Origin of the sequence: Trueperella pyogenes (genome assembly GCF_001070855.1) — a bacterium.
Taxonomy (GTDB): Bacteria; Actinomycetota; Actinomycetes; order Actinomycetales; family Actinomycetaceae; genus Pauljensenia; species Pauljensenia pyogenes_A.
Genome location: NZ_JVLH01000006.1, coordinates 171,895 through 198,133 on the forward strand (window position 1 = coordinate 171,895; position 26,239 = coordinate 198,133).

The following is a 26,239-nucleotide window of genomic DNA, read 5'->3' on the forward strand; positions in this document are numbered from 1 at the left end:
GTCATCATGCGAATCTGTATTATCGGTGACGAACTCATTACCCCCATGGGAGATCCCCGAGGCCTAGGTTGGGTTGGCAGGGTATTGGCACGTTCCGAGTTCCCTTCTCCGCCAACCGTCATGACCTTGGCTGTTCCGGGAGAAACGACCTCGCAGCTTGCTGCACGCTGGGAGGATGAGGTCGTGTATCGCTTTGCTCCCGACGAGCCCTGTGCGCTGATTATTGCTGTTGGATGCAGTGATATTCCGGCCGGAATTTCAACTCCACGATCGCGACTCAATTTGGCGAATATTACTGACCGAGCATCAACTTTGGGGATCCCTTCGATGGTCGTTGGCCCGCCTCCGCTTGCCGGTGTGCAATCCTCTGCAGTGAAAGAACTTTCACTGTCGTGTCAACAGGTGTGTGAACGCAGAGATATCCCCTTTGTTGATACCTATACTCCTCTCGTCGCTCATGACCAGTGGTTTGAAGATATGGCGTCTTCATCCGTACGCAGTGCCCGTGGGGCATCGATGCCCGGACAGTCTGGCTTTGCACTGATGGCTTGGCTGGTTCTGCATCAAGGATGGTTTGAGTGGATTGGCGCTCAAGAAGCCGAATCCTAAAAATCCAGCGGAGATAAAACTGTGGGGTCCGATGCGATGCACCGGACCCCACACCCGTTTAAAACACGGTTCAGGCGTTAGGACGCTTGCCGTGGTTCGCGCCGTGCTTACGACGATCGCGACGCTTACGACCCCTCTTCGACATTGTCGTCTCCTCTAAAACTGAGATATCCAACCTGTACAGTTTTTCACACGCACAGCGTTTCTCCAAACAGAGAGCACCCTGCGAGTCGAAACTCACGATTCTGTCGAGCTCCAGCTCACCGTCACGCAAGTCTTGGAGACAATCCGTGCTCGAAGAGACGCAGGCGCGGGTTCATCAAGACAGTGTGCCAGTAGCGAGCGAACATAACGCTCGGTGTACATCGATTCCTGGCAGTGGGAACAGCGTGAAATGTGTTCAAGCAGCTGCGCGCGCAGAGCGGGAACTTTCAGGCAGTCAGTCGTGATGTGCTCTTGGCACTCCTCTCGGTCAAGAAAGTCGATGACCTCATAGAGGTGGTCATGTAACTCCTGACAAGCGCGATGATCATCAATCTGCATGGTGTCCCCCAATACCGTATTCCGCTGCAAGTTCCGATAGGCTGTCGCGAAGATTCTTTCGCCCGCGATGAAGCCGCGACATGACTGTCCCAATAGGAATGTCAAGCATCTCGGCAATTTCTTTATAGGCAAACCCCTCAACATCAGACAGAAGTACGACCACACGCTGATCTTCAGACAGAGCTTCAAGAGCCGAACGAAGCTCAGCTGACGGAATATTATCCAGAGCTTCGGCTTCCGCCGAGACAAGCCCCTTTTCGTCGTGTGATGCAGCCGCTGCCAGCTGCCAGTCCTCAACGTCTTCACCACCGCTACGCTGTGGTGAACGCTGAGCCTTGCGGTACTGGGTAATGTACGTGTTCGTCAAAATCCGATAGAGCCAGGCCTTAATGTTCGTTCCTTGCTGATATTGGTGGAACTTCGTGTAGGCCTTCATAAAGGTCTCTTGCACGAGATCTTCTGCGTCGGCACGATTGCGCGTCATCCCCAGCGCCGCACCGAAGAGCTGATCGACCAGAGGCAGGGCTTGTTCGGCAAAAAGCCGGTCCTTTTCCTCTTGACTGATTTCTTGTGTATCACTCATCGATGTCAAGGCTAATCGCGAATACCTAGGATGGGAAAGCGGACGCGCAAAATCAGGGCGAGGCTTGTGCCTTCCCCTGACCGATGGGCGCTGCGCCACTCTCACATCGCTTTGCATATCCACATCAACGCCTGCGATAGCTAATTATTCCGCTCCGTATTCCACCCGCAGCCAAAATTGCCCATCTTTGCGACGTGGAAACCGGTGTACCTGAGTATTTTTTGACACAATAGAGTTATGTCTATTCTTCGCGGTATCGCTCGCCCCTTGTTGGTTGCACCCCTTGCGCTAGACGCATTTGACGCCTTGATCCATCCCGATCAGCATGCAGCTAAACTCGAAGGGCTTCGCCCGCTCTTCAACAAAGTTGAGGATTCGACACAGATCGACGACATCGATCCCTACCTGCGTTCCGCCGCACGCATCAGTGCTGGCGTAGCCTTGGCTGCCTCCGTCACTTTCGCAGTCGGTAGAGCCCCTCGTACATCGGCTGCACTCCTGGCAGGGATCGCTCTTCCCATGGCGATTATCAACCATGAGGATCGCACTTCCCTTGGTCTGAAGCTTGCAAATTGTGCAGGGCTTGTTTTTGCGGGGATGGACCGACGCGGTCGCCCAAGCGCTGCCTGGCGTCGTGATGAGAAACGCCGCGCGCTTTCTCAGCAGGCGATTGCAGCGGGCTCTGGACAGTGAAGCACTGGGACGCGCCGTGCGTACACGAGCCACTCAACACTCAGGTTGAAATCCCAGGCTCAAAATCTCAAACTGCCCGGGCTCTCTACCTTGCAGCGACCGGTTCTTCGCCCTGTACCATCCACGGACTGTTGCGTTCCCGAGATACAGATCTCTTTGCCGATGCCCTAGTCACCTTAGGCGCGCGGATCTCATTTATTGATGAGATGTCGGCACGCGTGATTCCAATGGAAATCCGCTCAGCTACCGAAGAAGAACGGCAGATCGACTGTGGCCTCGCGGGCACTGTGATGCGTTTTCTCCCTCCCCTGGCTGCGCTCTCCCCTATCCCCACGCGCTTCGATGGCGACAAACAAGCCTATGCGCGCCCTCTCGGCGCACTTCTCGATGTCCTCGAAAATCTGGGGGCACACATCACCTATCACGGGGAGCACGCTCACCTCCCCTTCACCATTCAGGGGCCCCTGCGCTACCACCCCGGTACGATTACCGTCGACGCCTCGGCCTCTTCTCAGTTCTTTTCTGCAATGCTGCTCATCGCTCCCCTCCTTGGCGGAGCCATCATTCGCAGCGAGCAAGAACTGATCTCTCTTCCCCATATCAACATGACCTTGGACATGATGCGGGCAACCGGAATTACCTGGTCAAAACTCAGCGGAAGCGAGTGGATGATTGAGGAAGGCAAGCCCACGGCCTCGGAAATCAAAATCGAAGCAGACCTTTCAAATGCGGGTCCCTTCTTGTGCGCGGGAATCCTTAGCGGCGGAAGTCTTGCTATCCCTCATTGGCCTGTGAACTCCACACAGCCGGGAGCAATGTGGCCAGAACTTTTTGAGCGCATGGGGATTGACACCCGATTGCTTGTCGAAGGAAGCGAAAACGGCACCTTGCTTGTCGACGGCCACGGCCCGGGCACTTTCCAGGGGATCACCTGTGATATGTCCGCAATGGGCGAGATGGTTCCAACCCTTGCTGCGCTCCTGCTCTTTGCACAAACTCCATCTACTCTCAGCGGAATCGCGCACCTTCGCGGGCATGAGACTGATCGTTTGGAAGCCATCGCGGACTCCATTCGATCCCTGGGCGGCTGCGTCGAAGTTCTTGACGATGGCCTCACAATTAAGCCACGCCCTCTTCATGGCGCCAAACTGCGTTCCTTCGCCGACCACAGGATGGCAACTTTCGCGGCAATCGTTGGATTGGTGATCGATGGGGTGAGCGTGGACGATATCGCGTGCACCTCAAAAACTCTCCCGAATTTTGAATCTATGTGGCAGAGCATGATGGAGAATCGAGGCGCAAATGTCTAGACGCGATATCGGCACCGATGACCCGCGCGTAAAAGTTCGCCCCGGGAAGCGCTCGCGGCCACGTACAAAAGTTCGCCCTGATTGGGGTAACAAGCCAATCGGTCAGGTGATCGGTATTGACCGTGGCCGCTACCTGGTTCGCTATGAGGATATCGACCTGCGCTCTGTTCTTGCCCGCGAGCTTAAGAAAGGAAGCGTTGTCGTTGGTGATCGTGTCCGTTTGACCGGTGATCTCAGTGGCCACCTTGACACCTTGGCCCGGATCGTTGCTGTAGAGGAAAGAAGCAGCGTTCTGCGCCGCTCTCTTGAGGACGCTCCCGATCAAAAGGGAGAAAAAATTATCGTTGCAAACGCACAGATTATGGTGATTGTGACGGCTTTGGCCGATCCTCCTCCTCGAATGGGAATGATTGACCGCTGTTTGGTAGCCGCTCACGAGGCGGGGATGCGCGCCGTTCTTTGCCTCACGAAAGCCGATCTTGCTCCGGCCGAAGAATTTCTTCGCGCGTATGCGGATTTTGACCTGACGACAGTGGTGACCTCGGTTGCGGCTGGCGATCAGGGGCTTGATGAATTAAGAGAGCTTCTAGCCGGGCATTTTTCCGTTTTGGTCGGCCACTCCGGAGTTGGAAAATCAACACTCATTAACGCGCTGATTCCCCAGGCCCAACGCAGCGTGGGAATGGTCAATCAGGTCACCGGACGAGGTCGCCATACATCAACCTCCTCTCGAGCCTTCGAGCTTCCCGGTGGCGGCTGGATTGTTGATACCCCCGGTGTGCGTTCCTTCGGACTCGGGCATGTCGATACCGACGATGTGCTTGGCGTTTTCCCCGATGTTGCCGAGGCTGCGCAGTGGTGCCTCCCGCTGTGCACGCACCTCGAGGATGCCCCCTCATGTGCACTGGATGCGTGGGCGCAGGGGCGCGAACCCTTCACTCTCCCTTCCTCCCCTTCCGAGGCCGAGGCAGAGCGCCAGAGACGTACTTCGCAGCTTGCTTCCGTTCGTCGCCTTTTGGACGCGGTTGCAGGAGCAATGCGCGTTTCGAAGGCTGCACGCTGATCTCGAGGTAATTTTTCTGGTGCTGCTCCAAACTGACTCAAAATGCCGGCGGGGCGGTTCATACTAGGCACATGCGAATTCTTCACACCTCCGATTGGCATTTTGGCCGTAGTCTCCACGGTCAAGATTTAGGCGACGCACGCGCTCTTTTTTCTCGCTGGCTCATCGACACCGTGAAGACGCAGAATATCCAGCTGGTTTTAATCTCTGGCGATGTCTATGACCGAGCTATTCCTCCCGTCGGTCAGATCAATGAAGTGATGAGCCTTCTTGAAGAACTTAGCTCTATCACTCAGGTATTACTCACATCAGGAAATCATGATTCCGCGGGGCGTCTGGGAATGTATTCGCACTTCCTTCGCGGAAATATCCAGGTGTGTACACGTGTTGAAGACATCGGCACCGCCCGCGAATACCTCGGCACCGGTGACGATCCAGGAGTTTTGGTCTACCCGATCCCCTACCTTGAGCCCGATTTAGTCCGTTCAGCGTTATCCCCCAGTGATCAGCCGCTTGAACGCAGCCATCAGGCAGTAATGGATGCAGCAATGCGGCGTATCGGCACTGATCTCAAGCAACGGCGCAGTGAAGGGGATTTGCGCCCAGCTGTGGTGATGGCCCATGCCTTCATTGTCGGTGCCGCACCTTCGGACTCTGAGCGCAACATTGAAGTTGGTGGTGTTCCTTCAGTCTCAGCCGAAACCTTCGAAAACTTTGGTGCTGATCCCCAAGCACCAACTCCTGGGCTAAGTTACGTTGCTTTAGGACATTTACATCGGCCTCAAGCTATCTCCTCTTCTCAAGTACCTATTCGCTATTCCGGTTCACCCATTGCCTATTCATTTTCAGAAGCTCCTGGGGATAAAAGCGCAGTCATCATTGATACTTATCCGGATATTAAAAAGCTCACGCCACATACTCAAAGGGTTGAGATTTCTGGTATTTCAATGCCTCTTACGCTCTCAACGGTTGATATCCCATCCGCGCATCCCCTTGTTGTCCTCACGGGCTCAATGGATTCTCTTCTCGAAAAAGCAGCACAGATCGATCGGGAATCCTATGTGTCTTTGACCGTTACCGATAATGCACGACCTCAGTCAATGGTTTCCCGTCTTCGCGCTGCGTACCCACACGCGCTCTCGATCATCCACGCGCCAGCACATACACCCATCCTGTCAGCGCCCGGGCGGAACCTTGCAACGATGGATATTCGTTCAACCCTCGCAGACTTTTTCTCTCAACAGGGTGGACAGCCGGTATCAACAGAAGAAAGTAACGTTATCGATCAGGTTGTGAACAAGGTGAAAGAAGACCTCCAATGAAGCTACTCACTTTGGAACTCAGCGGGATCGGCCCATTTGCGTCACGTCAATTTATTGACTTCCAGCATTTCACCGACGCGGGACTCTTCCTTTTACGTGGAGCAACCGGTTCTGGAAAATCGACACTGATCGATGCCATCGTGTTCGGACTCTACGGAGATGTCGCAAGCGGAAACGACGGGGCGAAAAACCGACTACGTTCGCTGTATTGCGCCCCAAATGACCCCTCTTATGTGGAAGTGGTTTTTGAAGTCTCTGCCGGGATTTACCGAGTTCGCCGAACCCCGCAGTATGTCAAAGAGGGACGTGCAACCCCGGTCAATGCAACAGTGACTTTTGAAAAGGTAACTCCCAGCCCTTCGGATCCCTCTGGTTTTTCAACACTTGAAGCCCTGAGCCGTTCCATCCCCGAAGCGCAATCAATGATTACCGCGCTCATCGGATTAACAAAGGAACAATTCCTGCAAACTGTTGTTCTTCCACAGGGACAATTTGCGCGCTTCCTCAGTGCAAAATCCTCGGATAGAGAGAAAATTCTCCGAGATATTTTCGGTACCCAGTATTTTCAAGATCTGCAAAATGCTTTTGTCGAAGAAGCAAAGTCAGCAGATGAATCCATCACGCGGACACGCCACGATATTTTGAGTGCTCTGGGAATGCTACAGAGCCAGATCACCGACTCTTCCCTGGGCGAGTCTCTTTCCGATGAGCTCACGAAGCTGAGCGAAAAACTTGAAAGTACCGGTGAATATGAAGAACTAAACGCAGATCTGCTGAAGCTCAGCGGGCACCTGAATGATGTATTGAAGAAACAGCGCGATGATGCCCAGCACAGTCTTGACAGTGCTCAGGTTCTTCTTGACCATCGAAACGCGGAGTTGACTGCAGCCCAAGACCTTCAACAACGTTTCAATGAATACAAGCTGTTAACCACCCAGCAGGCCGCACTTCTTTCACAAGAAAGTCAGATTGATTCCCTCACCGTCAAGGAAGCGCATCTGCGAAGCCTCGAGCCTCTCAAAGCTCCCCTGCAGCAATTCGACTCTGCAAGGTCAAAACTTATGCAGGCCTCGTCCGCTTTAGAAAAGTTCATCTCGCTCTCTGAGCGGATGGATGGAGCACTGTTCGATACGACTCAGGCCCATGCCGATTTATCCGCGGGAAAGAATGAACTTCTTGCTGAGTTTGAGAAGGTGAGCAACGCAAGCCATGTCCACCAGCAATTAGTCGATGCACGCATGGAATATGACCAGCTGAGCGCCCAGGAAATCCAGGCACGTCAACTGATCGAAGAGCTGAAACAGCGCTCAGATGCACTGCTTAAGACCCGAACGGAACTCAGGCAGAAAATTGAATCCAGCCAAGAGGCGCGTTCTGTCCTTGCTTCCTCATCGGCTCAGCTCGACGCATTGAACCAACGCGTCGATGCGGCTGAAAGAGCCGATATACTGCGTGCTCAACTCATCGGTCTTGCTGAGGAAATCCAAAAAGCGCATCGGACTGCCCGCGAAAGTGGCATCGCTGCTCTTCTTGCACGCGAGACATGGCTCCAAGAAACTGCTGCCTCGCTGGCTACCGAACTCGAAGAGGACACCCCCTGTCCCGTCTGCGGCTCAACCTCGCATCCCGCCCCAGCACAATCGGATAGCGACAATACAATGAGTCGCCAGAGACTCGATGAGCTTGAGGCACTTCGCCAAGAAGCCGATAAACTTCTTCATGAGCTCAGTACCCAACGCTCACAATGCGTGGCGCAAATTGCCGCACTCAATGAGCAAGCTGGATCAGACAGCAAATCCCTACGCATTCAACGAGATACCCTTAGGCAAAGCATTGACCAGCTCAACGCTCTGGCAGAAAACTATCAGGCACTGAGCGCAGAATTTGAAGCTACTTCAGAGAGCGAAAAAGAAATCCTGAGTGCGCACGCATCAACGCAAGAAAAACTCACAAGCATTAACTCACGAATCCAAGAAGTCAAAGCTCAAATCAGTACATTCGAAGCATCCCTCACCCAAGCTCTGGCGGACTACGCCTCGCTTGAAGAGTGGAAAGAGGCCCTTGAGCGCAAGCAAGATCATCAAGACGCTTTTTCTCAAGCTCTCAACGACTTCGATCAGGCTGCACAGCTTGTCCAGAGCAATCAGCAATACCTCAATACCGCGCTCTCAGAGTCCGGATATAAAGATGAGCATATAGACCTCAATCAGATTCGTGAAGAGCTCAAAGACCTTCCTCAGTTGGAGGGACTCAGCGAGCAGATTCGTCACTATCGCCAAGAACTTCATACGGTTCAGGCACGTTTGAATTCGGAACGTTTTTCTGGCTTAGAGACGGCAGAAATCCCAGATCTTAATGCATGTGAAAGCGCACGAGAAGCGGCACGAGAAGAAGAACTCCGCGCTAGTTCCACCCTTGCTGACATCCAAGCACTCACAAAAGGTATTCACCGCTCAGAAACCCAGATTCGCTCAACGCTGGCCGATCTACGTCAGGTGCTCAAAGAAGGATATCCTCGCCTTCGACTTGCCCAGCTTGCAAGTGGAAACGGCCAAGCCAGCATCCATCGAGTACCACTGAGTTCATGGATTCTCATGTCTCGTTTTGAAGAATTGATCTCGGCTGCCAATCCGCGGCTAGCAGAGATTTCACACGGACGCTACGAACTACAACGCAGCGATACAGACCCAACACGATCGCGTAAAAACGGCCTAGGTCTGGTGATCTTCGATCATGAGGCTGAAGATACTCGCACCCCTTCAACTCTCTCGGGTGGAGAAACCTTCTATGTCTCCCTGGCATTGGCACTTGGACTCGCAGACGTGGTTATGGCCGAAAGCGGCGGCATCATGCTTTCAAGCATGTTCATCGACGAGGGCTTCGGTTCCTTGGATCTCGACACCCTCGACATCGTGATGGCACAGCTCCTAGCCTTGCGTCAAAGCGATCGATGCATTGGTGTCATCAGTCATGTCGATGAGATGGCACGGCAAATCGCAGACCAAATCCAGGTCACATGGAAAGAAGGCCAAGGCTCAACCCTGAGCATCAGAGGGCACTAGCCGTCAGCGCATCTGACGAAGAATACGGATCACGTCCTCGCGCTCTTCCGGGGCGTACCATTCCATGCTTTCATCCCACAGGCTTGCGACAGCTTCGTCCGCCTCGTCCTGAGTCTGTGCGTCAAGGACTGCACGAACCTTCTCTGAAGCATCTGGATGATCGATAAAGTAAGCGGCAATATGGCTTTCAACTGGAGCGCAAGGCTGTGTCTGAGCAACCTCACCATCGTAGGGTGCAACAGAAATACCCTCGATATCTGCAGCGATAATGCACCGACTGAGCGCACCCTGTTCATCGCGTAGTAACGCCAAGGAATCGAGAGCAGCTAAATCGCGCGCATCGTCTTCAGCAAGTTCTAAATCTTCACCGCGCAGCGAAGAGGAAAGATCGACACAGTAGGCGGGTCGGGGCGCCAAGTTTCCCTCTTCCAATTCACGAGCAAGAACAGGGTAATAGATTCGCATAGCACCAGTTTATGCACGAAAGTGCGTACTGTCTTAAGGCACCCGCATCCACCCAAAGACGTGTCAGACAAGAACGAAATGACATTAACTGAAACAAAGCGGCAGTAATCAAATTGACACGTGTGACATTGTCCGAACTTAATCGATCGCCCCCGATTTCACCGAAGCGGAATCAATAGGCTTTCATCTGCACAAATAGCTCAAAAGTAATCGCTTTACAGACTCCAAAAATCCCGAAAAAAATGGCATGATTGAAGGCATGAATCAACGATTCCTCACTCTCGCCGAGGTCGCCGAGACACTCAACATTACGCTTTCCGCTGCGCGCTCACTGGTAAATTCCGGCGAGCTACCAGCCATTCAATTGGGAGGCAAGCGCATGTGGCGTGTTGAAGAATCCGTCCTCGAAGAATTTATCCAAACCCAATACGAGCATTCACGTGCACGCTTAAGCCATAGCGCATAACCCTAGGAGATGTTAGATGTGGGCAGAGATTTCTCTGCCCACATTTTCATGCGAAGGGCGCATAATCCTAGATCTTTTCACGGCGAAAAGAAGCTCATCCACAACCCTAAATCTGGATGTTTTCCCATCGGCGACTGCACATTTTCTCAATTTTTGCTGAGATCGAGAAGATACTTATTTTATTGCTACTGGCACATACGTCTACTTGAGCGACTTCACTTTCATATAAAAATTGATAAAACCAGGTATCACTCATACCTGACAGTGACTTCATTAGCCAACACCTTGTATACACAAGCATTTTATAGTTGGATTGACAGCTCAACTTAATTCCTCAAGACTCCAAGTATCCGCCCCAAAGATGAGGCGTCGCCCCCATGAATACAGCCGCCCAAGGAGTCTTGACAATGCCACGACAGTCAAGAGTACTGATCCCACCAGCAGATCACGCTTTCCGAATTAGCTGGGACCTTTCGCGAGATACTCCTGTCAATAGCCCAACAACGCTGAGTTCGTATCTCAACGCCGATAATCCTCTGATCCCGCAAGAACAAGAAATTACGAACCTATGCCAGTGGTCAATTGGACTAGCTCGAGGCATTATGGAGGTCCTTCTCCACCTCCGCCCATACGAACAGCTCCGACGATGGCTAGTCCCACCGCTCTACCAACGACTTGTCACCATCATTAACAGAGATCCACGAAGCTTTCGACGCGAGCCCTGCCACCCCATTCAATGGCATATCAGCCAAACTTCAGCAACGGTCATCGAATCCTGCGTGATCATCGCGCAAGGAGAAGGCAGACACGTCATCTCCATGCGTCTGCAGACTTTTAAAAACAGATGGATTGTCACCGCACTGGATGTTCTGTAAGGAGAGTGCAGATAAAACAGTGGCGGCATGCACCGCATGGTGCATGCCGCCATCAACATTCAGTCACAGCGGTCGATCAGCGCTTCTTACGCTTCTTTGCCGCGCGACGCTGAGCACGATTAGTTCCCTCTGTTGTCGAGGTCGTCTCACCGTCTTGATCTGGTGAAGAATAGCTCAGACGAGCAGAGGTCTTTTCCTGCCCCACATCACCCATCACGGATGCGGAACGCTCGATAGCCCGTTCTTCGGTCTCAGCAGCCTTGCGGCGCGCATCCTCACTGAGTTCAGCCTCAGATACGCCTTCTGCCTGCTCTTCGACCGCCGCGCGCTCACGAGCCTGCTCATAGGCCAGCTGGAATTGACGCGCGTAGGAGAAGATCTGCTGAACGCTTTCCTCGCGAATGCGATCCATCATCGTGTTAAACAACCGCGCACCCTCGTCCTTATATTCGACAAGAGGATCACGCTGGCCCATCGCACGAAGACCGATACCTTCCTTCAGGTAATCCATCTCGTAGAGGTGTTCACGCCACAGACGATCAACAGTTGCAATCACCACTCGTCGTTCCAGCGTACGCATCGGTTCATCACCGAGCTGCTGAATGGCCAACGGGTTGTGGTTGAGCTGCTCTTCTGCTTCTTGGTACTGCGTTTCAATATCGCCGAGGACCTCGCGCATCAAGTCATCGCGGGTTAGCGAGCCGTGGCCGCCATACTGGTCTTCAACTTCCTCAGGAGTAACCGAGGGCGGGTAGTAACCGCGCAGGGTATCCCAGAGTTCCTTGAGGTTCCATTCACGAGGCGACAGACCGTTGGTCTTTTCAGCGATGATCCCGGACACCAGGGACTCCATGAAGCCCTTCATCTGGGGCCCCAAATCTTCGCCTTCCAAAACGCGACGACGCTGGTCGTAGATCAGCTCACGCTGGTCAGTCATCACGTCGTCATACTTCAAGACGTTCTTTCGAATCTCGAAGTTACGAGCCTCAACCTGGTGCTGTGCGGAGGCAATCGAGCGGGTGACAATACGATTTTCTAGCGGCTGATCCTCGGGGTAAGCACCTGATGCCATGATGCGCTGTGCGAGGCCTGAGGAGAAGAGACGCATGAGGTCGTCTTCCATCGACAGGTAGAAACGAGACTCGCCAGGATCGCCTTGACGACCGCTACGGCCTCGGAGCTGATTGTCGATACGACGGGACTCATGGCGCTCCGAGCCCAGCACATACAAGCCACCCAGCTCACGAACTTCTTCACGCTCGGCATCGACTGCGGCCTCGGCCTCGGCAAGGGCTTCCGGCCACGCGCTACGGTATTCTTCTGCGTCAGCCTTCGGGTCCAGCCCACGAGCAGCAAGGTTCGCCTGAGCCAGGAACTCAGAGTTTCCACCGAGCATGATGTCGGTACCACGACCGGCCATGTTTGTCGCAACTGTCACTGCGCCCTTACGGCCAGCCATCGCAACAATCTGAGCTTCACGCGCATGCTGCTTAGCGTTCAGAACCTGGTGCGGAATCTTACGTTCTTTGAGCATCCGCGACAAAAGCTCGGACTTTTGAACCGATGCGGTACCAACCAAAACCGGCTGTCCAGCCGCGTGGCGTTCTTCAATATCGTCAATGATCGCTCGGAACTTGCCGGCCTCGGTCGGGTAGACCAGGTCGCCTTGATCCTTACGAATCATCGGACGGTTCGTCGGAATCGGAATAACACCGATCTTGTAGGTCGAGGCGAATTCTGCAGCTTCGGTCTCTGCAGTACCGGTCATACCCGAACGCGAACCCTCGGGGTACAGACGGAAGTAGTTCTGAAGAGTAATGGTTGCCAGGGTCTGATTTTCAGCCTGGATCTTCACGCCTTCCTTCGCTTCGATCGCTTGGTGCATACCATCGTTGTAACGACGCCCAGGAAGCACACGGCCAGTGTGTTCGTCAACGATCAGGACTTCTCCCCCGTCGACGATGTAATCGCGATCGCGATGGAAAAGTTCCTTTGCACGAATCGCGTTATTGAGGAAGCCGATCAGCGGAGTATTAGCTGCTTCGTAGAGGTTCTCGACACCCAGTTGATCTTCAACCTTGTCGATACCGGGTTCAAGGACACCGATGGTCTTCTTCTTCTCATCGACTTCGTAGTCCTCGTCGCGAACCAGAATATTCGCGATGCGAGCAAACTCCGTGTACCAGCGATTGACATCGCCAGATGCGGGGCCTGAAATGATCAGAGGGGTACGAGCCTCGTCGATCAGAATCGAGTCGACCTCATCGACAATCACGAAGTTGTGTCCACGCTGGACCATATCTTCTGGACGCTGCGCCATGTTGTCACGCAGGTAATCGAAGCCGAATTCGTTATTCGTTCCGTAGGTAATGTCCGCGTTGTACTGCTCGCGGCGTTCCTCCGGCTCCTGTCCAACCAGCACACAGCCCACGGTGAGTCCCAGGAAGTTGTAGACGCGGGCCATCAGATCAGATTGGTACTTCGCCAGATAATCGTTCACGGTCACGACGTGAACGCCCTTACCGGTCAGCGCACGCAGGTAGGAGGGCATAGTCGCGACTAGCGTCTTACCTTCACCGGTTTTCATTTCGGCGATGTTGCCTCGGTGCAGGGCGATACCACCCATGACCTGAACATGGAAGGGACGCTGACGCAGGGTGCGCCACGCTGCTTCGCGAACGGTTGCAAAAGCCTCAACCAGGATGTCATCCAAGGTTTCGCCTTCATTGAGGCGCTCTTTGAACTCCTCTGTTTTTCCGCGCAATTCCTCATCGGTGAGGGCTTCAAAGTCATCTTGAAGAGCATCGACTTGCGAGGCGAGCCGGTCGAGTTGACGTAAGGTACGTCCTTCTCCAGCTCGGAGGATCTTGTCAATAATGGACACGGGGACTCCTGGGATTGTGACCGGATGATCCGGGCGTGCGTCTAGCACACTTCTCCTAGTCTACGAATTTCCGCCGACGCTTTCGACTTCATCCCAACAACCGTGTCGTTTTTCTCTGCAAGCCGATTGTTCTGAAGTTGTTCATCAGTGACGCAATATCAACCCGACAACTGATATCCGACAACTTGGCGCGCAAGCAATGGTACGCTGTACGGGTCAGGAAATTACGCGCGTAGAAATGGGTCTATGCGCACAACCTCGCGATCTTCTCTTCTACGACGAGGAGCAGGTCCCCAGGTGCGAAAGAGTCTAAGCCATGTCCGAAATTCAATCGCCTCACCCCGACGCTGGAGTGTTCGCACACCGGAGCGCGATACAGTCGCCGGCTCCAACACTACTTTCGCGCACCGAAACAACGATGGAAGCGATCGAACAGTACATCGTCGCTAATCACTTACAACCCGGAGATCCTCTTCCCACAGAATCAGCTCTATGCGATTCGCTAGGTGTATCACGTTCATCAGTACGCGAGGCACTGCGCCAGCTCAAGGCGCTTGAGATTGTGGATGTCCAGCAAGGTCGCGGTGCTTTCGTCGGAGATATGACACTTCGCCCCTTGATCAAAACCGTTTTCCTTCGCTCCTCTACCGCTCCTGATTCTGCCGAGGCCTTGTCCCAGGTTTTGCGGGTCCGCCAAGTTTTGGATCTAGGTTTGGCAAGCGAGGCAATCCAGGCACTTCAAGGCACGCACGATGATCATCTTCATGAACTAGTCGACCAGATGATCTCGAAGGCTCAGCGCAGCGAGTTCTTCATGGACGAAGACATTGAATTTCACACCGCGCTCTTGAAGAAGATCAATAACCCCCTTGCCGAGCAGCTGGTGAATGCCATGTGGATGATTCACATGATGGCGCTCCCACAGATCCATCGAGGTTTTGAAGGGCTTCCGGAAACTGCTCGCGCCCACGAGGCCATGCTGGTCAGTGCAGAAAACGGCGATCTTGAGGGATACCGTCGTGCTGTCTTCGCACACTACGATCCACTGAACCAGGCCTTGGGTTCTTTGTCGCAAGAAGAAGCCTCATCCACTGATAAATGAAAACTTGAGGGGTGTGGGGAGCCTACCGAAGCAGGCTCCCCACACCCCTCAAGTGCGCGTTTTATTCGCCAGTTTGGATAACTGTTGCATTCAGACGCAGAACACCATAGGTCCAGCCGTGGCGATGGTAGACGACGCAGGGCTGCATTGTTTCTTCATCAACAAAGAGGAAGAAGGGGTGCCCCACCAGTTCCATCTGATTCAATGCCTCGTCAACGCTCATAGGAACCGTCTCATGAACCTTCTGGCGGACAATAATCGGACTATCTCCCAGCTGCTCCTCGCGAGCTTCGCCGACTTTCAGATCCCCCGCGCTCTTCAAGGACGTTGGAGCCCGTTCAACAAGCTCCGCTTCTTCCCCAACGCTTGCGGGAAGAACATCTAAATCGGGAGCCAGAATTTCTTCCGTGCGGTGGTGATCTTTCGCCCGATCACGCATACGACGAAGGCGCTCAAATAGCTTTCCAGCAGCAATATCAACCGCGGCGTAGCGGTCTGCAGATTCTGCCTCTGCTCGAATAATTGGGCCTTTGCCAAAGACTGTTAGTTCAATCCGCTCTGCTGTATCAGCCTGTCGCGGATTCTTCTGGTGGGTTAACTCAACATCAACCCTTTGGGCACGAGGATAAAACTGCGTAACCTTCGCAAGTTTTTCCTCGATGTATGCGCGGAAGTTCGGATGAATCTCTGCATTACGTGCAGCTACTGTGATGTCCATATTTCTCTCCACATCATGAAATGCGACCACAGTCGCGATCGAAAACCCGGCGACGTCATTGCCCCGGAGTGTCTTGAACTACCACCCCCGATCAGCATGTGATGGAAAACCATCACTGGAAGAGATGCATCGAGTATAGCAGATAACGGTGATCTGCATCATAGAGCGACACTATCGTCGCGCCCGCGCAATACACGCCCCTGCCACCCAGTTTTTTCCGCAAACACGGAATAATTCGCTCATCGTTCCACCCGTTGCAACAACATCGTCGACTGCCACAAGTCCCACATCCTGAGGAATGGGCATTGATACGTACATGTGACCGCGCCGAGCTTCTCTGCGCTTTTCTGAGTTCTTTCCCGCCTGTGAAGAGACCCAGGGATCCAACCTGCAGATATCACGAACCACTACCGGAACCGGCGCAGATAAACGAATTCCCTGAGCCACACCATCGGCAATATGGGAGGTTATGGGATGACCAAAGAAACGTCGTTTCCAACTGGATGGTGCAGGCACAATCCACAAACATGTATGGGGTTCACCCACCGCAAGCATCCCGCTCTTTCCCAGCGCATCGCCAATGCTTTTTCCGCATTCGAAAAGAAAAGGCGATAGATCGACGCGCCCGGAGTGTTTTGCGGCCAAAATAATGGACCGCATAGATCCGGAGTATTCACTCAGCGACCACAGCGGATATTCTGCCCACCCCGAATCGATAACTTCCCATGTCGGCACGAAGGAGCGTGATAACCCAAAACATTGGTCACACAAGGTCTGATCCCACGCGCCACAGCCAGCGCAACTACTGGGGATACATAAACTGGCCAACTCCCGCGCGGCCTCGTGAAAAACTCCCATACAGGAAGATCAGCACGAAAAGAAAGCACACGCAGACCGCATAGGCAATCTGTGGAGAAAACGATTCAGCCAGGGAAGTTCACGTCGCGAAGGTTCCCTTCAAGAGACTGCCATAGCGCCCCGGAACGAACCTGATAATTGCCGTCTTTCCCGCGGATCACCATCGTCGTTGAAGAGGAGCCTGCACTCAGTCGCTGAGTCCCAGTGGGAAGAGCAAGAACCGAGGGAAAACCACCGACAGGCACGGTCACCAAAGAAACTTCGTCCACCTGATCATTACCTACGCGAAGCCCCCCTTGACGCACGGCAACAACCGTAGAACGCCCTGCCCACGACACATCATCGACACCGGTAGACAAACCAGCCAGGGGTTCGGGGTCAGTGAGCGCGATCGGCTCACCACTGCCTCGGCGCTCAATTCCGGCAATCCAGGCACTCGTGGAGCCACCCACCTGGCGGAGTAAAAGTGCACGCGCGCCATCGGGAGAGATCCTCACGGCACTCACACCGCTCAGGGATTGATTTTCCGAGGCAATCGGCAAGTTCTGCCCATCAATTCGCGAGGCCCTCAGGTTGCCTCCCCGAGGAATGTCCCACACCCATCCGAAACGATCGATAGAAGGCGAATACTGCCCTTCTGACCCATCCACTACCCGCGTTGCGTTGGTTGAGGAATCGACCAAAATAAGACGATCGTCCTCACGCCAAGCTAGCAAGGATGAAGAAACTGGAGACACCGCCGGAAGCGAGGCAGATGGCGAAGGGGCAATGGGAAGAACCCGGGTCGAAACACTACGCCCGTCAATTCGAACCAAACCATTCGAGTTGAAAGCAACCGCTGAATCAAGATCAAAGGACGGCTGAGAAGGAAGCCCCGAGGAAGGAAGAACCTCTCCCCCGACATTAATCTCGACAGAATTCACGCGACCCGAGCGCTGGAGGGTTTGGGAAATCTCCCACGCCATCAACTGCTTCCCGCGGTCATCGCTGGGAAGCGTTCCGTTCAAAGACACCTTGGCAACGTGGTCGGAGAGCTCGATACCACCCGCTGAAATCGAGGTGCCCGAAGGGATTGCATTCACTAGGGCATCGGAGAGATGTGACTGGGGGCCAGCGATGAGTCCCTCGAGCATATGGGTTTCGACCCGGCGCGTGGGATACCAGCGCGGATCAGCAATCAGAGAATCGCCGGTCGCTGAAAGAAACATCAGCGAAACAAGCTCGTGCGAGGCCGTAAATGATGCCTGAGAAACAACGACCCCATCCGCAGGCGCATCAATACGCCACTGGCCATTCTCACGAACCAGGTGGAAGCGCGCTTCAAGTGAGGAAGTTTCTGCCGGGGAAAGGACACCATTTTGGTCAACAGAGCCCACGCCGGTGGCCGTGATCGATGCATTCAGAGTGTCCGTTTTCGAAGGGTCAAAAGAGTAAGACACCTTCGGCGTTGAATCCGTCGAATAAATCGTCACTAACTTATGCGGGTCCCAGGTCTGCGCGGAGGAGCTGGTTAAGAAAAGACGCGCGGTTGCGTAGTCGTCTGAAGCTCCCGCGGCACAGGCCAAGAGAAAACTGCTGAGCAAGCTTTCCGGATCCGCATCAGCCACAGGACCACCCGCTGCCAAATCAACCGGCTGAGCATTGGGGGCATCGACATCAAAAGGCGAAGGTGAGGAGGAAGTTGGCAAAGAAGTGCAGGCAGCCAGAGAAAGGCTGCTGAGAATAGCCACTACAGCAAGATACAGTCGCTGATTCATCTTCACTCCTTTTCCCACAGTTCTAAGGGATCGCTTGAAATCGCTGTCCCGACTTTCTTGGGAAGCGTCATCATGAAAGAGGATCCGACTCCGATCTCACCCCACGCAGTTAATGTTCCTCCGTGAAGAACAACATCTTCCAAGGAAATGGCCAACCCAAGACCTGTTCCTCCAGTGGTTCGTGTTCGCGCAGGATCCGCACGATAAAAGCGGTCAAAAACTCGCTCAACCGTTGCCGGTTCCATGCCAACGCCATGGTCACGTACGCGTACCGCGACAGCGGTTTCATTCGAAGCAATGGTCACAACAACTGGTCGAGATTCTGCGTGTTCATAAGCGTTCACCAAGAGATTGCGAATGACACGCTCAATACGTCGATCATCAATTTCTGCTGTGCAATTATGCGTCGGCGCATTGACAATAACCTCGACTCCCAAGCGCTGCGCAAGCTCACTGTTTGCGTTAACAACGCGCGTGACCAAGCCTCGAAGATCAATGCTTTCCGCAGCGAGGTCGACAGATTGCGCATCGTGACGCGAGATCTCTAGGAGATCAGCCAGCATGGAATCGAAGCGCTCAACCTGTTCATGAAGCAGTTCTGCACTCCGAGTGGTCACGGGATCAAAATTCTTACGTTGATCCCAGATCATTTCTTCCGCCATACGAATGGTCGTCAGCGGCGTACGGAGTTCATGAGAGACATCAGAGACGAAGCGCTGCTGGAGCCGAGAGAGCTCGTCATATTCATCAATTTTCTTCTCAAGCGATTCGGCCATGTTATTGAAGGCACGCCCAAGATTTGCCATCTCATCGCTACCGCGGGCATCACTGCTGTCAATTCGAACATCTAGATTTCCCTCAGCAAGCTTTCCTGCCGCTGTTGCAGTACGACGCACCGGTCCCAAGATGTGATAGATCAAGATGAAGGTGATGATCGGAATCAACAGCAAGAACGGAATCCCGGCAAAGATCAAGATTCCCATGACGGTGTCAATGCGTTCTTGGTCTGCTTGAAGCGAATAAACGATATACAGCTGGTGGGTTCCTGCTCGCGGTACCTGAACGTTTCTCCCCACAAGGATTGCAGGTACTCGCTGGTTCGCATCACGCGCGGAAGGAATTGAGACTGATTGCCATTGGGGATCCGTTGATCCTGCTACGGCATTTTTCATCTCTTCACTAATGACACCTAAGACCGTGGGGTCAACAATCTCATTGATCCGAAGTGATTGCGATTGCGATTGCGATTGCGAGCGCAAGAGCAGAACAGAAACCGCCCCAGTACCCGAGGCAGAAACACGTAAGGAGGTTGCAAGCTGTCGGGTTGATTCTTGGATCTGATCGGGAGTGCTGGCTGTTGACTGGTCGAAAACCGATTGCGCAGTTGAAAAACGCAAAGCCGCATCTGAAAGTACTGCGGTTCGTCGAGATTCAAAAACGCTACTGCGCAGTTGAGTCGCAACAATTGTTCCCGCAATAAGGATGAGCACCATCGACACCGCAGCGAGGTAGGAAGCCGCACGCAAAGAAGCGGAATTACGAATTGCTCTTAGAGCTTCCCACTGAGAAATACGTTCCCAACCACGCCACTGTCGAAGAGGCCGGAATAGCCGTTGAAGAAAAAGAAGTATGCGCTCCAGTGGCGCAACATGAGACTCAGGAACAGGGGGCGTCGAGAGCACTCCCCCATCTCCACCTATCATGACGAGGCGTTGCCGGCGCGGTAGCCTACTCCGCGGACAGTCACAACGACCTCGGGATTATCCGGATCGCGCTCAACTTTTGAACGTAGACGCTGGACATGGACATTCACCAAGCGAGTGTCTGCAGCGTGGCGGTAACCCCATACAGATTCAAGCAACTCTTCGCGGGAGAATACCTTCCACGGGGAACGCGCAAGAGTCACGAGCAGATCGAATTCAAGTGGTGTCAAAGGCAATTCTTGGCCACCACGATGCACGCTATGACCTTGAACATCGATGACAAGATCCCCAAGACGAACCAGCTCTTCACCACTGTCATCTCGCCCTCGCAGTCGCGCTCGAACACGCGCGACTAGTTCTTTGGGCTTGAAAGGTTTAGGAACGTAGTCGTCTGCCCCGGCTTCAAGACCGGCGACGACATCTGTTGTATCTGATCGAGCAGTCAGCATCACAATAGGCACGTCGGATTCTCGGCGAATCTGACGGCAGATTTCAATCCCATCGACGTTTGGAAGCATGAGGTCCAGAAGGACAAGATCCGGTGAAACTTCATGGAAAACATCAAGGGCTTGCGCTCCATCTGCACAATCAGCAACCTCGAAACCTTCAGCATGAAGCATGATTCCGATCATTTCGGAAAGCGCGACATCGTCGTCAACGACCAGGATCCGTGAACTCATGTAACGATTGTGTCACGAAACTGACAGGTGTGTCGAAAAGACGCGGCGAATTTTATCAACATAAGAAACGCTGAAGACTCGCTGACTACTTCCTCAGTTCTTTCTGATTAGTTGAATGCATGGCACAATATTCAGGAAGACACGTGTCACCTATATAGGAGTAATAATGTCTGATCCTCAGGGCGTTCCCACGAATGATCCGTGGGCACCCCAGTCATCTTCTTCTCAGAATCCCTCCCAGGGCTCTGTTCCCTCAACACCCCAAGTTCCTCAGACTCCTCAGGCTCAGCAGCCTTGGGGAGCACCTGAGCAGCCCGCACAGCCCCAGCAGACTCAGCAGCCTTGGGGCGCACCTGAGCAGCCCGCACAGCCCCAGCAGGCTCAGCAGCCTTGGGGAGCACCCGAGCAGCCCGCACAGCCCCAGCAGCAGTGGGGCGCGGCGCCTCAGCCCGACGCCGCATGGCAGGGCACCCAGACTCAGGGCGGCACCGCATGGACCGTTGCGCAGCCCGGAATTATCCCGCTCCGTCCGCTAACCGTTGGCGAGCTCTTCAGTGGCGCCTTCCAGGCGGTTCGCGTCAACCCGCAAACCATGTTTGGTTTTGCCTTTGCGATTATGGCGGTCGTCGGTCTCGTTCAGGCCTTCTTCGCTTCCTCTTCGACATCGTCACTGACGCGCGCACTGTCCTCCGGAGATGCCAACGATTTGGTCTACTCGCTGGGCAGCAGCATGGGTTCCTTCGTAACAAGCGGACTTACCCTGCTCGCAACCGCGTTCCTCTCGGGCATGCTGGCACTGACAGTGTGGGATGCAGTCCTCGGACGCAAGTCTTCTCCCGCGGACGCATGGCACCGTTTCTCGCCGCGCTTCGTCCCGGTTCTTCTGGCAACCCTCCTCATCGGCATCATTGAATTCGTGGCGATCGTGGTAGTCCTGCTGGTCTTCCTGATCCCCTTCATCCTTGTGGCTGTTAACGCAGCTTCGGCTCGCAGCTACGATTCTGCGAGTGCAAGCATTGGTGGAGCCTTATCGATCATCTTCCTCATGATCGTTGCCTTGATCGTGATCGCCTGCTTCTTGACTGTGAAGTTCGCATTCACTTCCAGTGCAGTCGTCCTTGAGGGACTCGGCCCGGTCGATGCCATGAAGCGTTCATGGTCACTGTCTAAGGGTTCCTTCTGGCGAATCCTGGGCCGCATCTGGCTCATCGGTATCGTCACCGCTTTGATCACCTCAGTTCTGGGCGGCATCGTCGGTGCAATTCTGGGTGTTGGCGCCGCTGCAGCTGACTCGGTAGGTATGCTCGTCGCCTTCTCGGCCTTCTTGAGTGCACTACTGTCGGCAGTTGTAATCCCGGTTCAATCGTCCTTCTACACTCTGATGTACCTGGACGAGCGCATGCGCAAGGAGAACCTTGCTCCCATGATTGCTCAGGAAGCTTCTCGCGCCTGATGTTTTTCTGTGAAGCTCCGCTGACACCCGACGACGAGGAAGCTCGCGCATGGGTGTCAGCGGAGCTTTCGCGTCCCGACTACCTACCCACCCCGCCTTCCGCGTTATCACGCTTCTTCAACTGGCTTATTCAACACCTCGTGAGCGGTGCTAGTAAGGCTGCACCTGTCGGTTTCCCCATTGAGGGTTTCTTTATCTTCCTCTTATTCGTGATACTCGCGATCATCGCAATCATCGTCATCACCCACCCGATCCGCCTGCGCCGCCGCATGCGACGAACTGCTGTGTTTGACTCCGATTCCACGCTTTCGTTGCGCGATGTCATGAAGCGGATTGACGAGGCTCGCGCAAGCGGAGATCTCGATGCTACGTTGATCTGGTCCTACCGACTTTTTGTGCTCTATCTAGCGCGCGACGGCATTCTTCGAGATACTCCCGGCCTTACAGCGGATGAAGCCGGCCGAGCAGCTCAAAATGCTTTTCCCTTCCTCGCTGCCCCGATCACCTCCGCGACTTCCGTCTTCGCCTCGGTACGTTACGGTGAAGGCCACGCAAGCGCAGAGGACTGCGCGGGGATGGACCAGCTTATTGCCGCCTATTCACAGAACAAGAAGCAGGCAGTGCACGCATGAAAGCAACTCAAAGCACTGTCGTTTCGCCAACTGTTCGTCAGCGTTGGACGCGAATGCGCCCGCTTGTCATCATCATCTTTTTGGGGCTGTTGTTTGTCATCGCAACCACGTTGGTCCCTCGCTACGAAAAAGATAGCGAGACTCTATCGCCGAATAACCCCGGGAATTCTGGCGCTCAAGCTCTTGTCCAAACGCTGCGTCACCACGGTGTTAAGGTCGTGAAAGTCCGCTCCGCACGCGAACTCATTGCACGCTCAACACCTGATTCGACAGCTGTTATTACCTATCCAGGTTACTTGCCTGATGCCACCGCGAAAGCAATCGACGAGAAACTTCATCGAGTGGTCTATCTTCTGTCTCACTACGGCTCGGATCTTGATACTCCCTCCGTCGAAGTGACGACTTCAAAGACGACAAATGCGACGAGAATCCTCTCTGCAGAATGCGCGTCTGAGCCTGCGCAAAAAGCTCAAACTCTGACCAATTACAGTGGGCAGCTTGTTACCACCACCGAAGATGGATGGACCAAGTGTTTCCCCGTAGATGACGCCTACGCCTACCTTGAAAAGAATGAAGGCAATCGTTTCCGCGGGATCATCGCCGATGGGGCTATCGCATCAAATCAATGGGTCGATAGTGATGGCAATGCAGCACTTGTCATCAATGCCATGGCGCAGAAACCAACCATCTACTGGTATGACGGCAGTAAAGACAACGTCCTAGCTAGCGACACGGTTGACACTCTTCAACCCGAGTGGCTGATCCCGATCCTTTCGCTGATCGGCATCGGAATTACCGTCATCGGTTTTTCTCGGGGCCAACGATTAGGACGTTTAGTTCCCGAAGATCTGCCCTCTTACGTCCCTTCATCAGAGACAACGAAGGGCCGCGGACGTCTAATGGCAACACAGAAGCAACATGCTCACGCGGCGCGCCTCTTGCGAATCGATGCCGTAACGACAATCGCCAAGCGCTTGGGAATCGACCCCAAAGCACCGCGAGCCACCCTAGAACACGCACTTGCGGCGCGAGGATTGCTGACTGAGCACGTGAGTGATTTACTGTGGGGTCCAGCCCCAACAAACAACTCTGAACTGGTCGAATTGGCCGAAGCACTATCCGCGCTCACACAGGAGATTGAGTATCAATGACAAGCCCCGAACTACCGCCCCAGGGGCGTGATTCCCGCGACGCTCTGGTTTCCCTGCATTCAGAAATTGGCAAGGCTGTCGTCGGCCAAGAAGGTGCACTCACCGGCCTGATCATCGCTCTGGTAGCCGATGGACACGTCTTACTTGAAGGCGTCCCTGGCGTTGCGAAGACACTCTTGGTTCGAACCCTTGCTCGATGCATCGATTTGACTATGACGCGTGTCCAATTCACCCCAGATCTTATGCCCGCCGATATCACTGGTTCTTTGGTGTGGGACAACGGCAAGAGCGAGTTTGAGTTCCGCCCAGGACCGATCTTCACCAATCTTCTTCTGGCAGATGAAATTAACCGAACGCCCCCCAAGACTCAATCTGCGCTCTTGGAAGCTATGGAAGAGCACCAGGTCAGCGTCGATGGGCATACCCGCCCGCTGGCTTCGCCCTTCATGGTGATCGCCACCCAGAACCCTGTCGAATACGAGGGCACCTATCCTCTTCCCGAGGCCCAGCTCGACCGTTTCTTACTCAAGCTTGATCTGCCTCTGCCCTCTCGCGAGGACGAATTCAATATTCTGCTCCGCCACCAAAATGGTTTTAATCCTCTGGATTTGGCCAGCGCTGATCTACACCCGGTCGCAAATGCCTCAGATATCTTGACGGCTCGCGAGCAGGCAGAACACATTGAGGTCTCCCCCGCGGTTTTGACCTACATGGTCGATCTGATCCGCGCGACCCGAACCTCTCCCGCTGTCCGCATCGGTGTCTCTCCCCGTGGTGCAACCGCATTACTTCGCGTGTGCCGCGTCTGGGCGTTCCTTCAGGGACGTTCTTTCGTCACTCCTGATGATGTCAAGGCAATGGCTGACTCGGTTCTTGCACACCGCCTGAGCATGAAGGCTGAAGCAGAATTGGAAGGCTTAAACGCTCACTCTGTCATCGCCTCGATCCTCGAACAGGTCCCGGTTCCTCGCTGATGGCACTGTCTTGGCGCGCGAGTATCCCCATTTTCTTGGGGGTCATTCCACTGTTTTTCTTCCCGACATGGGGTTTCATTGTCGGGTGGGTTGTTCTGTGCGCATGCCTGTGGGCCTTTGACGCTTACCTTGCGCCTTCTCCCAGGCAGTTGGTCATTGAGCGCTCCATTGATACACCCATCGCAATGGACTCTCCCGGTCATTCGCGCCTTTCTCTGCGCTCGGCGCTCCCCATGCGCGTCGATGTTAGGGACGCGTGGCCACCCTCGGCACATCCCACGCCCTATTCACATTCGTGTGAGCTCGAGGCAGATGTTCCGATGCCGCTTACGACGCTCTTGCAGCTGGAGCGTCGCGGAAGCGTTCGCGCCGACTACGTGACGATTCGCTCCTGGGGGCCTCTGGGAATGGCCGCTCGTCAGACCTCGATTGCGGCGCCACTGACGCTCACCGCGCTTCCTCCATTCCGCGCGAAGCGTCTTCTTCCTTCTCGGCTTGCGCGTCTCCATGAGCTTGAGGGAACAACCGCCACGATTCTTCGAGGCCCGGGAACGGAATTTGATTCTTTACGCGAGTACGTCCGCGGAGATGATCCACGCGATATCGATTGGCGAGCCTCGGCGCGCTCAAAAGATTTGGTTGTACGCACGTGGCGTCCCGAACGGGACCGTCACGTCATGATCGTTGTCGACACCGGGCGTTCTGGGGCAATGCTCTTGGGCGAGGCTCAGGAAAAGGATTTGGGAGACAAGGACCTGGTCGAGTTGGGGGTTGCACCCCGCTTGGATGCTGAGATCGAGGCGGCACTCTTGCTGGGGGTTCTGGCTGACCGTGCCGGAGATCAAGTTCATCTGCTTGCTCTGGACCGCAGTATTCACGAAGATCTTGCCCAGGCACGTGGTGGGAATTTGATTAGCGAGGCCGCGCAGGCTTTCTCGCGCGTCCAGCCTTCCCTTCTCCCACTGGATTGGCAGATGGTCGTCTCCTCGGTTGAGAAGCGTATGCATCACCCGGGGCTTGTCGTCCTTCTGACAGAGATCCCGCCCGCAGCTACAGACGCCGATTTTTCCGAAGCCATTGCAGCGCTCAGCAAGCGTCACCGAGTAGTTGTCGCGGGCGCACGCGACCCCGAGCTTGGCCGAATGGAACGCGATTGGAGCGACGCAGCTTCTGCCTTCACTGCTGCCGCGGCAAGTGCAACAATCCGCGACCTTGATGCTGGTGCCAATGATGCTCGCGCACTTGGCGCTTATGTCGTTGATTGTGATGCGGGCTTTTTGCCTGCACGTCTGGCAGACACGTACATTGCATTGAAGAAGGCTGGAAAGCTCTAAGC

At 54.3% G+C, this 26,239-nt stretch carries 24 protein-coding genes; 14 read left to right on the forward strand and 10 right to left on the reverse strand.

Translation table 11 applies throughout. The features are described from left to right. Positions 1–6 precede the first annotated feature (6 nt). Positions 7–609, forward strand: coding sequence for a GDSL-type esterase/lipase family protein (locus ADG72_RS02150; protein WP_048711858.1), 603 nt, complete (start codon positions 7–9; stop codon positions 607–609). Between the two features lie 70 nt (positions 610–679). On the opposite strand, the gene ADG72_RS08900 is transcribed toward ADG72_RS02150, so the two are convergent. The 3 genes from ADG72_RS08900 to ADG72_RS02160 all read right to left on the reverse strand — a co-directional run bounded on the left by ADG72_RS08900 (position 680) and on the right by ADG72_RS02160 (position 1,735). Further along, positions 680–754, reverse strand: coding sequence for a 50S ribosomal protein bL37 (locus tag ADG72_RS08900; RefSeq protein ID WP_106406425.1), 75 nt, complete (start codon positions 752–754; stop codon positions 680–682). A gap of 92 nt (positions 755–846) precedes the next feature. Continuing rightward, on the reverse strand, positions 847–1,152 hold the full coding sequence (locus tag ADG72_RS02155) for a hypothetical protein (RefSeq protein ID WP_048711860.1): 306 nt from the start codon (positions 1,150–1,152) through the stop codon (positions 847–849). Then, positions 1,142–1,735 (reverse strand): sigma-70 family RNA polymerase sigma factor, encoded by a 594-nt coding sequence (locus ADG72_RS02160; RefSeq protein WP_009409212.1) that lies wholly within the window; start codon positions 1,733–1,735, stop codon positions 1,142–1,144. Before ADG72_RS02160 ends, ADG72_RS02155 begins: the two co-directional genes overlap by 11 nt. 237 nt (positions 1,736–1,972) lie before the next feature. Between ADG72_RS02160 and ADG72_RS02165 the strand changes: the two genes are divergently transcribed. The 5 genes from ADG72_RS02165 to ADG72_RS02185 all read left to right on the forward strand — a co-directional run bounded on the left by ADG72_RS02165 (position 1,973) and on the right by ADG72_RS02185 (position 9,185). After that, a complete protein-coding gene (locus tag ADG72_RS02165; protein WP_048711862.1) occupies positions 1,973–2,428 on the forward strand; it encodes a hypothetical protein in 456 nt (151 codons plus the stop codon). Next, entirely contained in the window at positions 2,425–3,738 is a 1,314-nt protein-coding gene (gene aroA / locus ADG72_RS02170) for a 3-phosphoshikimate 1-carboxyvinyltransferase (protein WP_048711864.1), read from the forward strand. The genes ADG72_RS02165 and aroA overlap by 4 nt, the downstream gene beginning before the upstream one ends. After that, positions 3,731–4,801, forward strand: coding sequence for a ribosome small subunit-dependent GTPase A (rsgA, locus tag ADG72_RS02175; RefSeq protein ID WP_048711866.1), 1,071 nt, complete (start codon positions 3,731–3,733; stop codon positions 4,799–4,801). Before aroA ends, rsgA begins: the two co-directional genes overlap by 8 nt. Positions 4,802–4,872: 71 nt before the next feature. Then, the gene (locus tag ADG72_RS02180) at positions 4,873–6,123 is read left to right on the forward strand and encodes an exonuclease SbcCD subunit D (RefSeq protein ID WP_048711868.1); all 1,251 of its coding nucleotides are present in this window, start codon (positions 4,873–4,875) and stop codon (positions 6,121–6,123) included. Then, positions 6,120–9,185 carry an AAA family ATPase gene (locus ADG72_RS02185; RefSeq protein ID WP_048711870.1) on the forward strand — a complete coding sequence of 1,022 codons (3,066 nt, stop codon included), beginning with the start codon at positions 6,120–6,122 and terminating at the stop codon, positions 9,183–9,185. Before ADG72_RS02180 ends, ADG72_RS02185 begins: the two co-directional genes overlap by 4 nt. Positions 9,186–9,188: 3 nt before the next feature. Here ADG72_RS02185 and ADG72_RS02190 read toward each other — a convergent pair whose 3' ends face one another. After that, positions 9,189–9,650, reverse strand: coding sequence for a DUF6912 family protein (locus tag ADG72_RS02190; protein WP_048711871.1), 462 nt, complete (start codon positions 9,648–9,650; stop codon positions 9,189–9,191). Between the two features lie 259 nt (positions 9,651–9,909). Between ADG72_RS02190 and ADG72_RS02195 the strand changes: the two genes are divergently transcribed. Both ADG72_RS02195 and ADG72_RS02200 read left to right on the forward strand, forming a co-directional pair. Then, positions 9,910–10,116, forward strand: coding sequence for a helix-turn-helix domain-containing protein (locus ADG72_RS02195; RefSeq protein ID WP_192831724.1), 207 nt, complete (start codon positions 9,910–9,912; stop codon positions 10,114–10,116). A gap of 407 nt (positions 10,117–10,523) precedes the next feature. Next, positions 10,524–10,991 (forward strand): Rv3235 family protein, encoded by a 468-nt coding sequence (locus ADG72_RS02200; RefSeq protein ID WP_048711874.1) that lies wholly within the window; start codon positions 10,524–10,526, stop codon positions 10,989–10,991. 76 nt (positions 10,992–11,067) lie between these two features. On the opposite strand, the gene secA is transcribed toward ADG72_RS02200, so the two are convergent. Next, positions 11,068–13,875 carry a preprotein translocase subunit SecA gene (gene secA, locus ADG72_RS02205; RefSeq protein ID WP_048711875.1) on the reverse strand — a complete coding sequence of 936 codons (2,808 nt, stop codon included), beginning with the start codon at positions 13,873–13,875 and terminating at the stop codon, positions 11,068–11,070. 316 nt (positions 13,876–14,191) lie between these two features. Here secA and ADG72_RS02210 point away from each other — a divergent pair, with 316 nt between their 5' ends. Next, positions 14,192–14,977 carry a FadR/GntR family transcriptional regulator gene (locus ADG72_RS02210; protein WP_048711876.1) on the forward strand — a complete coding sequence of 262 codons (786 nt, stop codon included), beginning with the start codon at positions 14,192–14,194 and terminating at the stop codon, positions 14,975–14,977. 61 nt (positions 14,978–15,038) lie between these two features. Here ADG72_RS02210 and hpf read toward each other — a convergent pair whose 3' ends face one another. From hpf to mtrA, 5 genes are all read right to left on the reverse strand, one after another. Beyond that, the gene (hpf, locus tag ADG72_RS02215) at positions 15,039–15,695 is read right to left on the reverse strand and encodes a ribosome hibernation-promoting factor, HPF/YfiA family (protein WP_048711878.1); all 657 of its coding nucleotides are present in this window, start codon (positions 15,693–15,695) and stop codon (positions 15,039–15,041) included. A gap of 171 nt (positions 15,696–15,866) precedes the next feature. Beyond that, on the reverse strand, positions 15,867–16,430 hold the full coding sequence (locus tag ADG72_RS02220) for a hypothetical protein (RefSeq protein ID WP_048711879.1): 564 nt from the start codon (positions 16,428–16,430) through the stop codon (positions 15,867–15,869). Between the two features lie 188 nt (positions 16,431–16,618). After that, on the reverse strand, positions 16,619–18,310 hold the full coding sequence (locus ADG72_RS02225) for an LpqB family beta-propeller domain-containing protein (protein ID WP_048711880.1): 1,692 nt from the start codon (positions 18,308–18,310) through the stop codon (positions 16,619–16,621). Between the two features lie 2 nt (positions 18,311–18,312). After that, entirely contained in the window at positions 18,313–19,992 is a 1,680-nt protein-coding gene (gene mtrB / locus ADG72_RS02230) for an MtrAB system histidine kinase MtrB (RefSeq protein WP_048711882.1), read from the reverse strand. Between the two features lie 17 nt (positions 19,993–20,009). After that, on the reverse strand, positions 20,010–20,693 hold the full coding sequence (gene mtrA, locus ADG72_RS02235; RefSeq protein WP_009409196.1) for an MtrAB system response regulator MtrA: 684 nt from the start codon (positions 20,691–20,693) through the stop codon (positions 20,010–20,012). A gap of 166 nt (positions 20,694–20,859) precedes the next feature. Between mtrA and ADG72_RS02240 the strand changes: the two genes are divergently transcribed. Genes ADG72_RS02240 through ADG72_RS02260 form a run of 5 tightly spaced genes read left to right on the forward strand, consistent with a single transcriptional unit; the run spans position 20,860 to position 26,237 of the window. Next, the gene (locus ADG72_RS02240; RefSeq protein ID WP_239667627.1) at positions 20,860–22,146 is read left to right on the forward strand and encodes a glycerophosphoryl diester phosphodiesterase membrane domain-containing protein; all 1,287 of its coding nucleotides are present in this window, start codon (positions 20,860–20,862) and stop codon (positions 22,144–22,146) included. Then, a complete protein-coding gene (locus ADG72_RS02245) occupies positions 22,146–22,778 on the forward strand; it encodes a DUF4129 domain-containing protein (protein ID WP_048711886.1) in 633 nt (210 codons plus the stop codon). Before ADG72_RS02240 ends, ADG72_RS02245 begins: the two co-directional genes overlap by 1 nt. Next, a complete protein-coding gene (locus ADG72_RS02250; RefSeq protein ID WP_048711888.1) occupies positions 22,775–23,929 on the forward strand; it encodes a DUF4350 domain-containing protein in 1,155 nt (384 codons plus the stop codon). Before ADG72_RS02245 ends, ADG72_RS02250 begins: the two co-directional genes overlap by 4 nt. Then, on the forward strand, positions 23,926–24,903 hold the full coding sequence (locus ADG72_RS02255; protein WP_048711890.1) for an AAA family ATPase: 978 nt from the start codon (positions 23,926–23,928) through the stop codon (positions 24,901–24,903). The genes ADG72_RS02250 and ADG72_RS02255 overlap by 4 nt, the downstream gene beginning before the upstream one ends. Beyond that, on the forward strand, positions 24,903–26,237 hold the full coding sequence (locus tag ADG72_RS02260; RefSeq protein WP_048711892.1) for a DUF58 domain-containing protein: 1,335 nt from the start codon (positions 24,903–24,905) through the stop codon (positions 26,235–26,237). The genes ADG72_RS02255 and ADG72_RS02260 overlap by 1 nt, the downstream gene beginning before the upstream one ends. The last annotated feature ends 2 nt before the right edge of the window (positions 26,238–26,239 follow it).

Bases quoted from the DNA above. Each gene is read 5' to 3' on its own strand.
- ADG72_RS02150 (WP_048711858.1), top strand. From the start codon at position 7: ATGCGAATCTGTATTATCGGTGACGAACTCATTACCCCCATGGGAGAT.
- ADG72_RS02155 (WP_048711860.1), bottom strand. From the start codon at position 1,152: ATGCAGATTGATGATCATCGCGCTTGTCAGGAGTTACATGACCACCTC.
- ADG72_RS02160 (WP_009409212.1), bottom strand. From the start codon at position 1,735: ATGAGTGATACACAAGAAATCAGTCAAGAGGAAAAGGACCGGCTTTTT.
- ADG72_RS02165 (WP_048711862.1), top strand. From the start codon at position 1,973: ATGTCTATTCTTCGCGGTATCGCTCGCCCCTTGTTGGTTGCACCCCTT.
- rsgA (WP_048711866.1), top strand. From the start codon at position 3,731: ATGTCTAGACGCGATATCGGCACCGATGACCCGCGCGTAAAAGTTCGC.
- ADG72_RS02180 (WP_048711868.1), top strand. From the start codon at position 4,873: ATGCGAATTCTTCACACCTCCGATTGGCATTTTGGCCGTAGTCTCCAC.
- ADG72_RS02185 (WP_048711870.1), top strand. From the start codon at position 6,120: ATGAAGCTACTCACTTTGGAACTCAGCGGGATCGGCCCATTTGCGTCA.
- ADG72_RS02190 (WP_048711871.1), bottom strand. From the start codon at position 9,650: ATGCGAATCTATTACCCTGTTCTTGCTCGTGAATTGGAAGAGGGAAAC.
- ADG72_RS02195 (WP_192831724.1), top strand. From the start codon at position 9,910: ATGAATCAACGATTCCTCACTCTCGCCGAGGTCGCCGAGACACTCAAC.
- ADG72_RS02200 (WP_048711874.1), top strand. From the start codon at position 10,524: ATGCCACGACAGTCAAGAGTACTGATCCCACCAGCAGATCACGCTTTC.
- ADG72_RS02210 (WP_048711876.1), top strand. From the start codon at position 14,192: ATGTCCGAAATTCAATCGCCTCACCCCGACGCTGGAGTGTTCGCACAC.
- hpf (WP_048711878.1), bottom strand. From the start codon at position 15,695: ATGGACATCACAGTAGCTGCACGTAATGCAGAGATTCATCCGAACTTC.
- ADG72_RS02225 (WP_048711880.1), bottom strand. From the start codon at position 18,310: ATGAATCAGCGACTGTATCTTGCTGTAGTGGCTATTCTCAGCAGCCTT.
- mtrA (WP_009409196.1), bottom strand. From the start codon at position 20,693: ATGAGTTCACGGATCCTGGTCGTTGACGACGATGTCGCGCTTTCCGAA.
- ADG72_RS02240 (WP_239667627.1), top strand. From the start codon at position 20,860: ATGTCTGATCCTCAGGGCGTTCCCACGAATGATCCGTGGGCACCCCAG.
- ADG72_RS02245 (WP_048711886.1), top strand. From the start codon at position 22,146: ATGTTTTTCTGTGAAGCTCCGCTGACACCCGACGACGAGGAAGCTCGC.
- ADG72_RS02250 (WP_048711888.1), top strand. From the start codon at position 22,775: ATGAAAGCAACTCAAAGCACTGTCGTTTCGCCAACTGTTCGTCAGCGT.
- ADG72_RS02255 (WP_048711890.1), top strand. From the start codon at position 23,926: ATGACAAGCCCCGAACTACCGCCCCAGGGGCGTGATTCCCGCGACGCT.
- ADG72_RS02260 (WP_048711892.1), top strand. From the start codon at position 24,903: ATGGCACTGTCTTGGCGCGCGAGTATCCCCATTTTCTTGGGGGTCATT.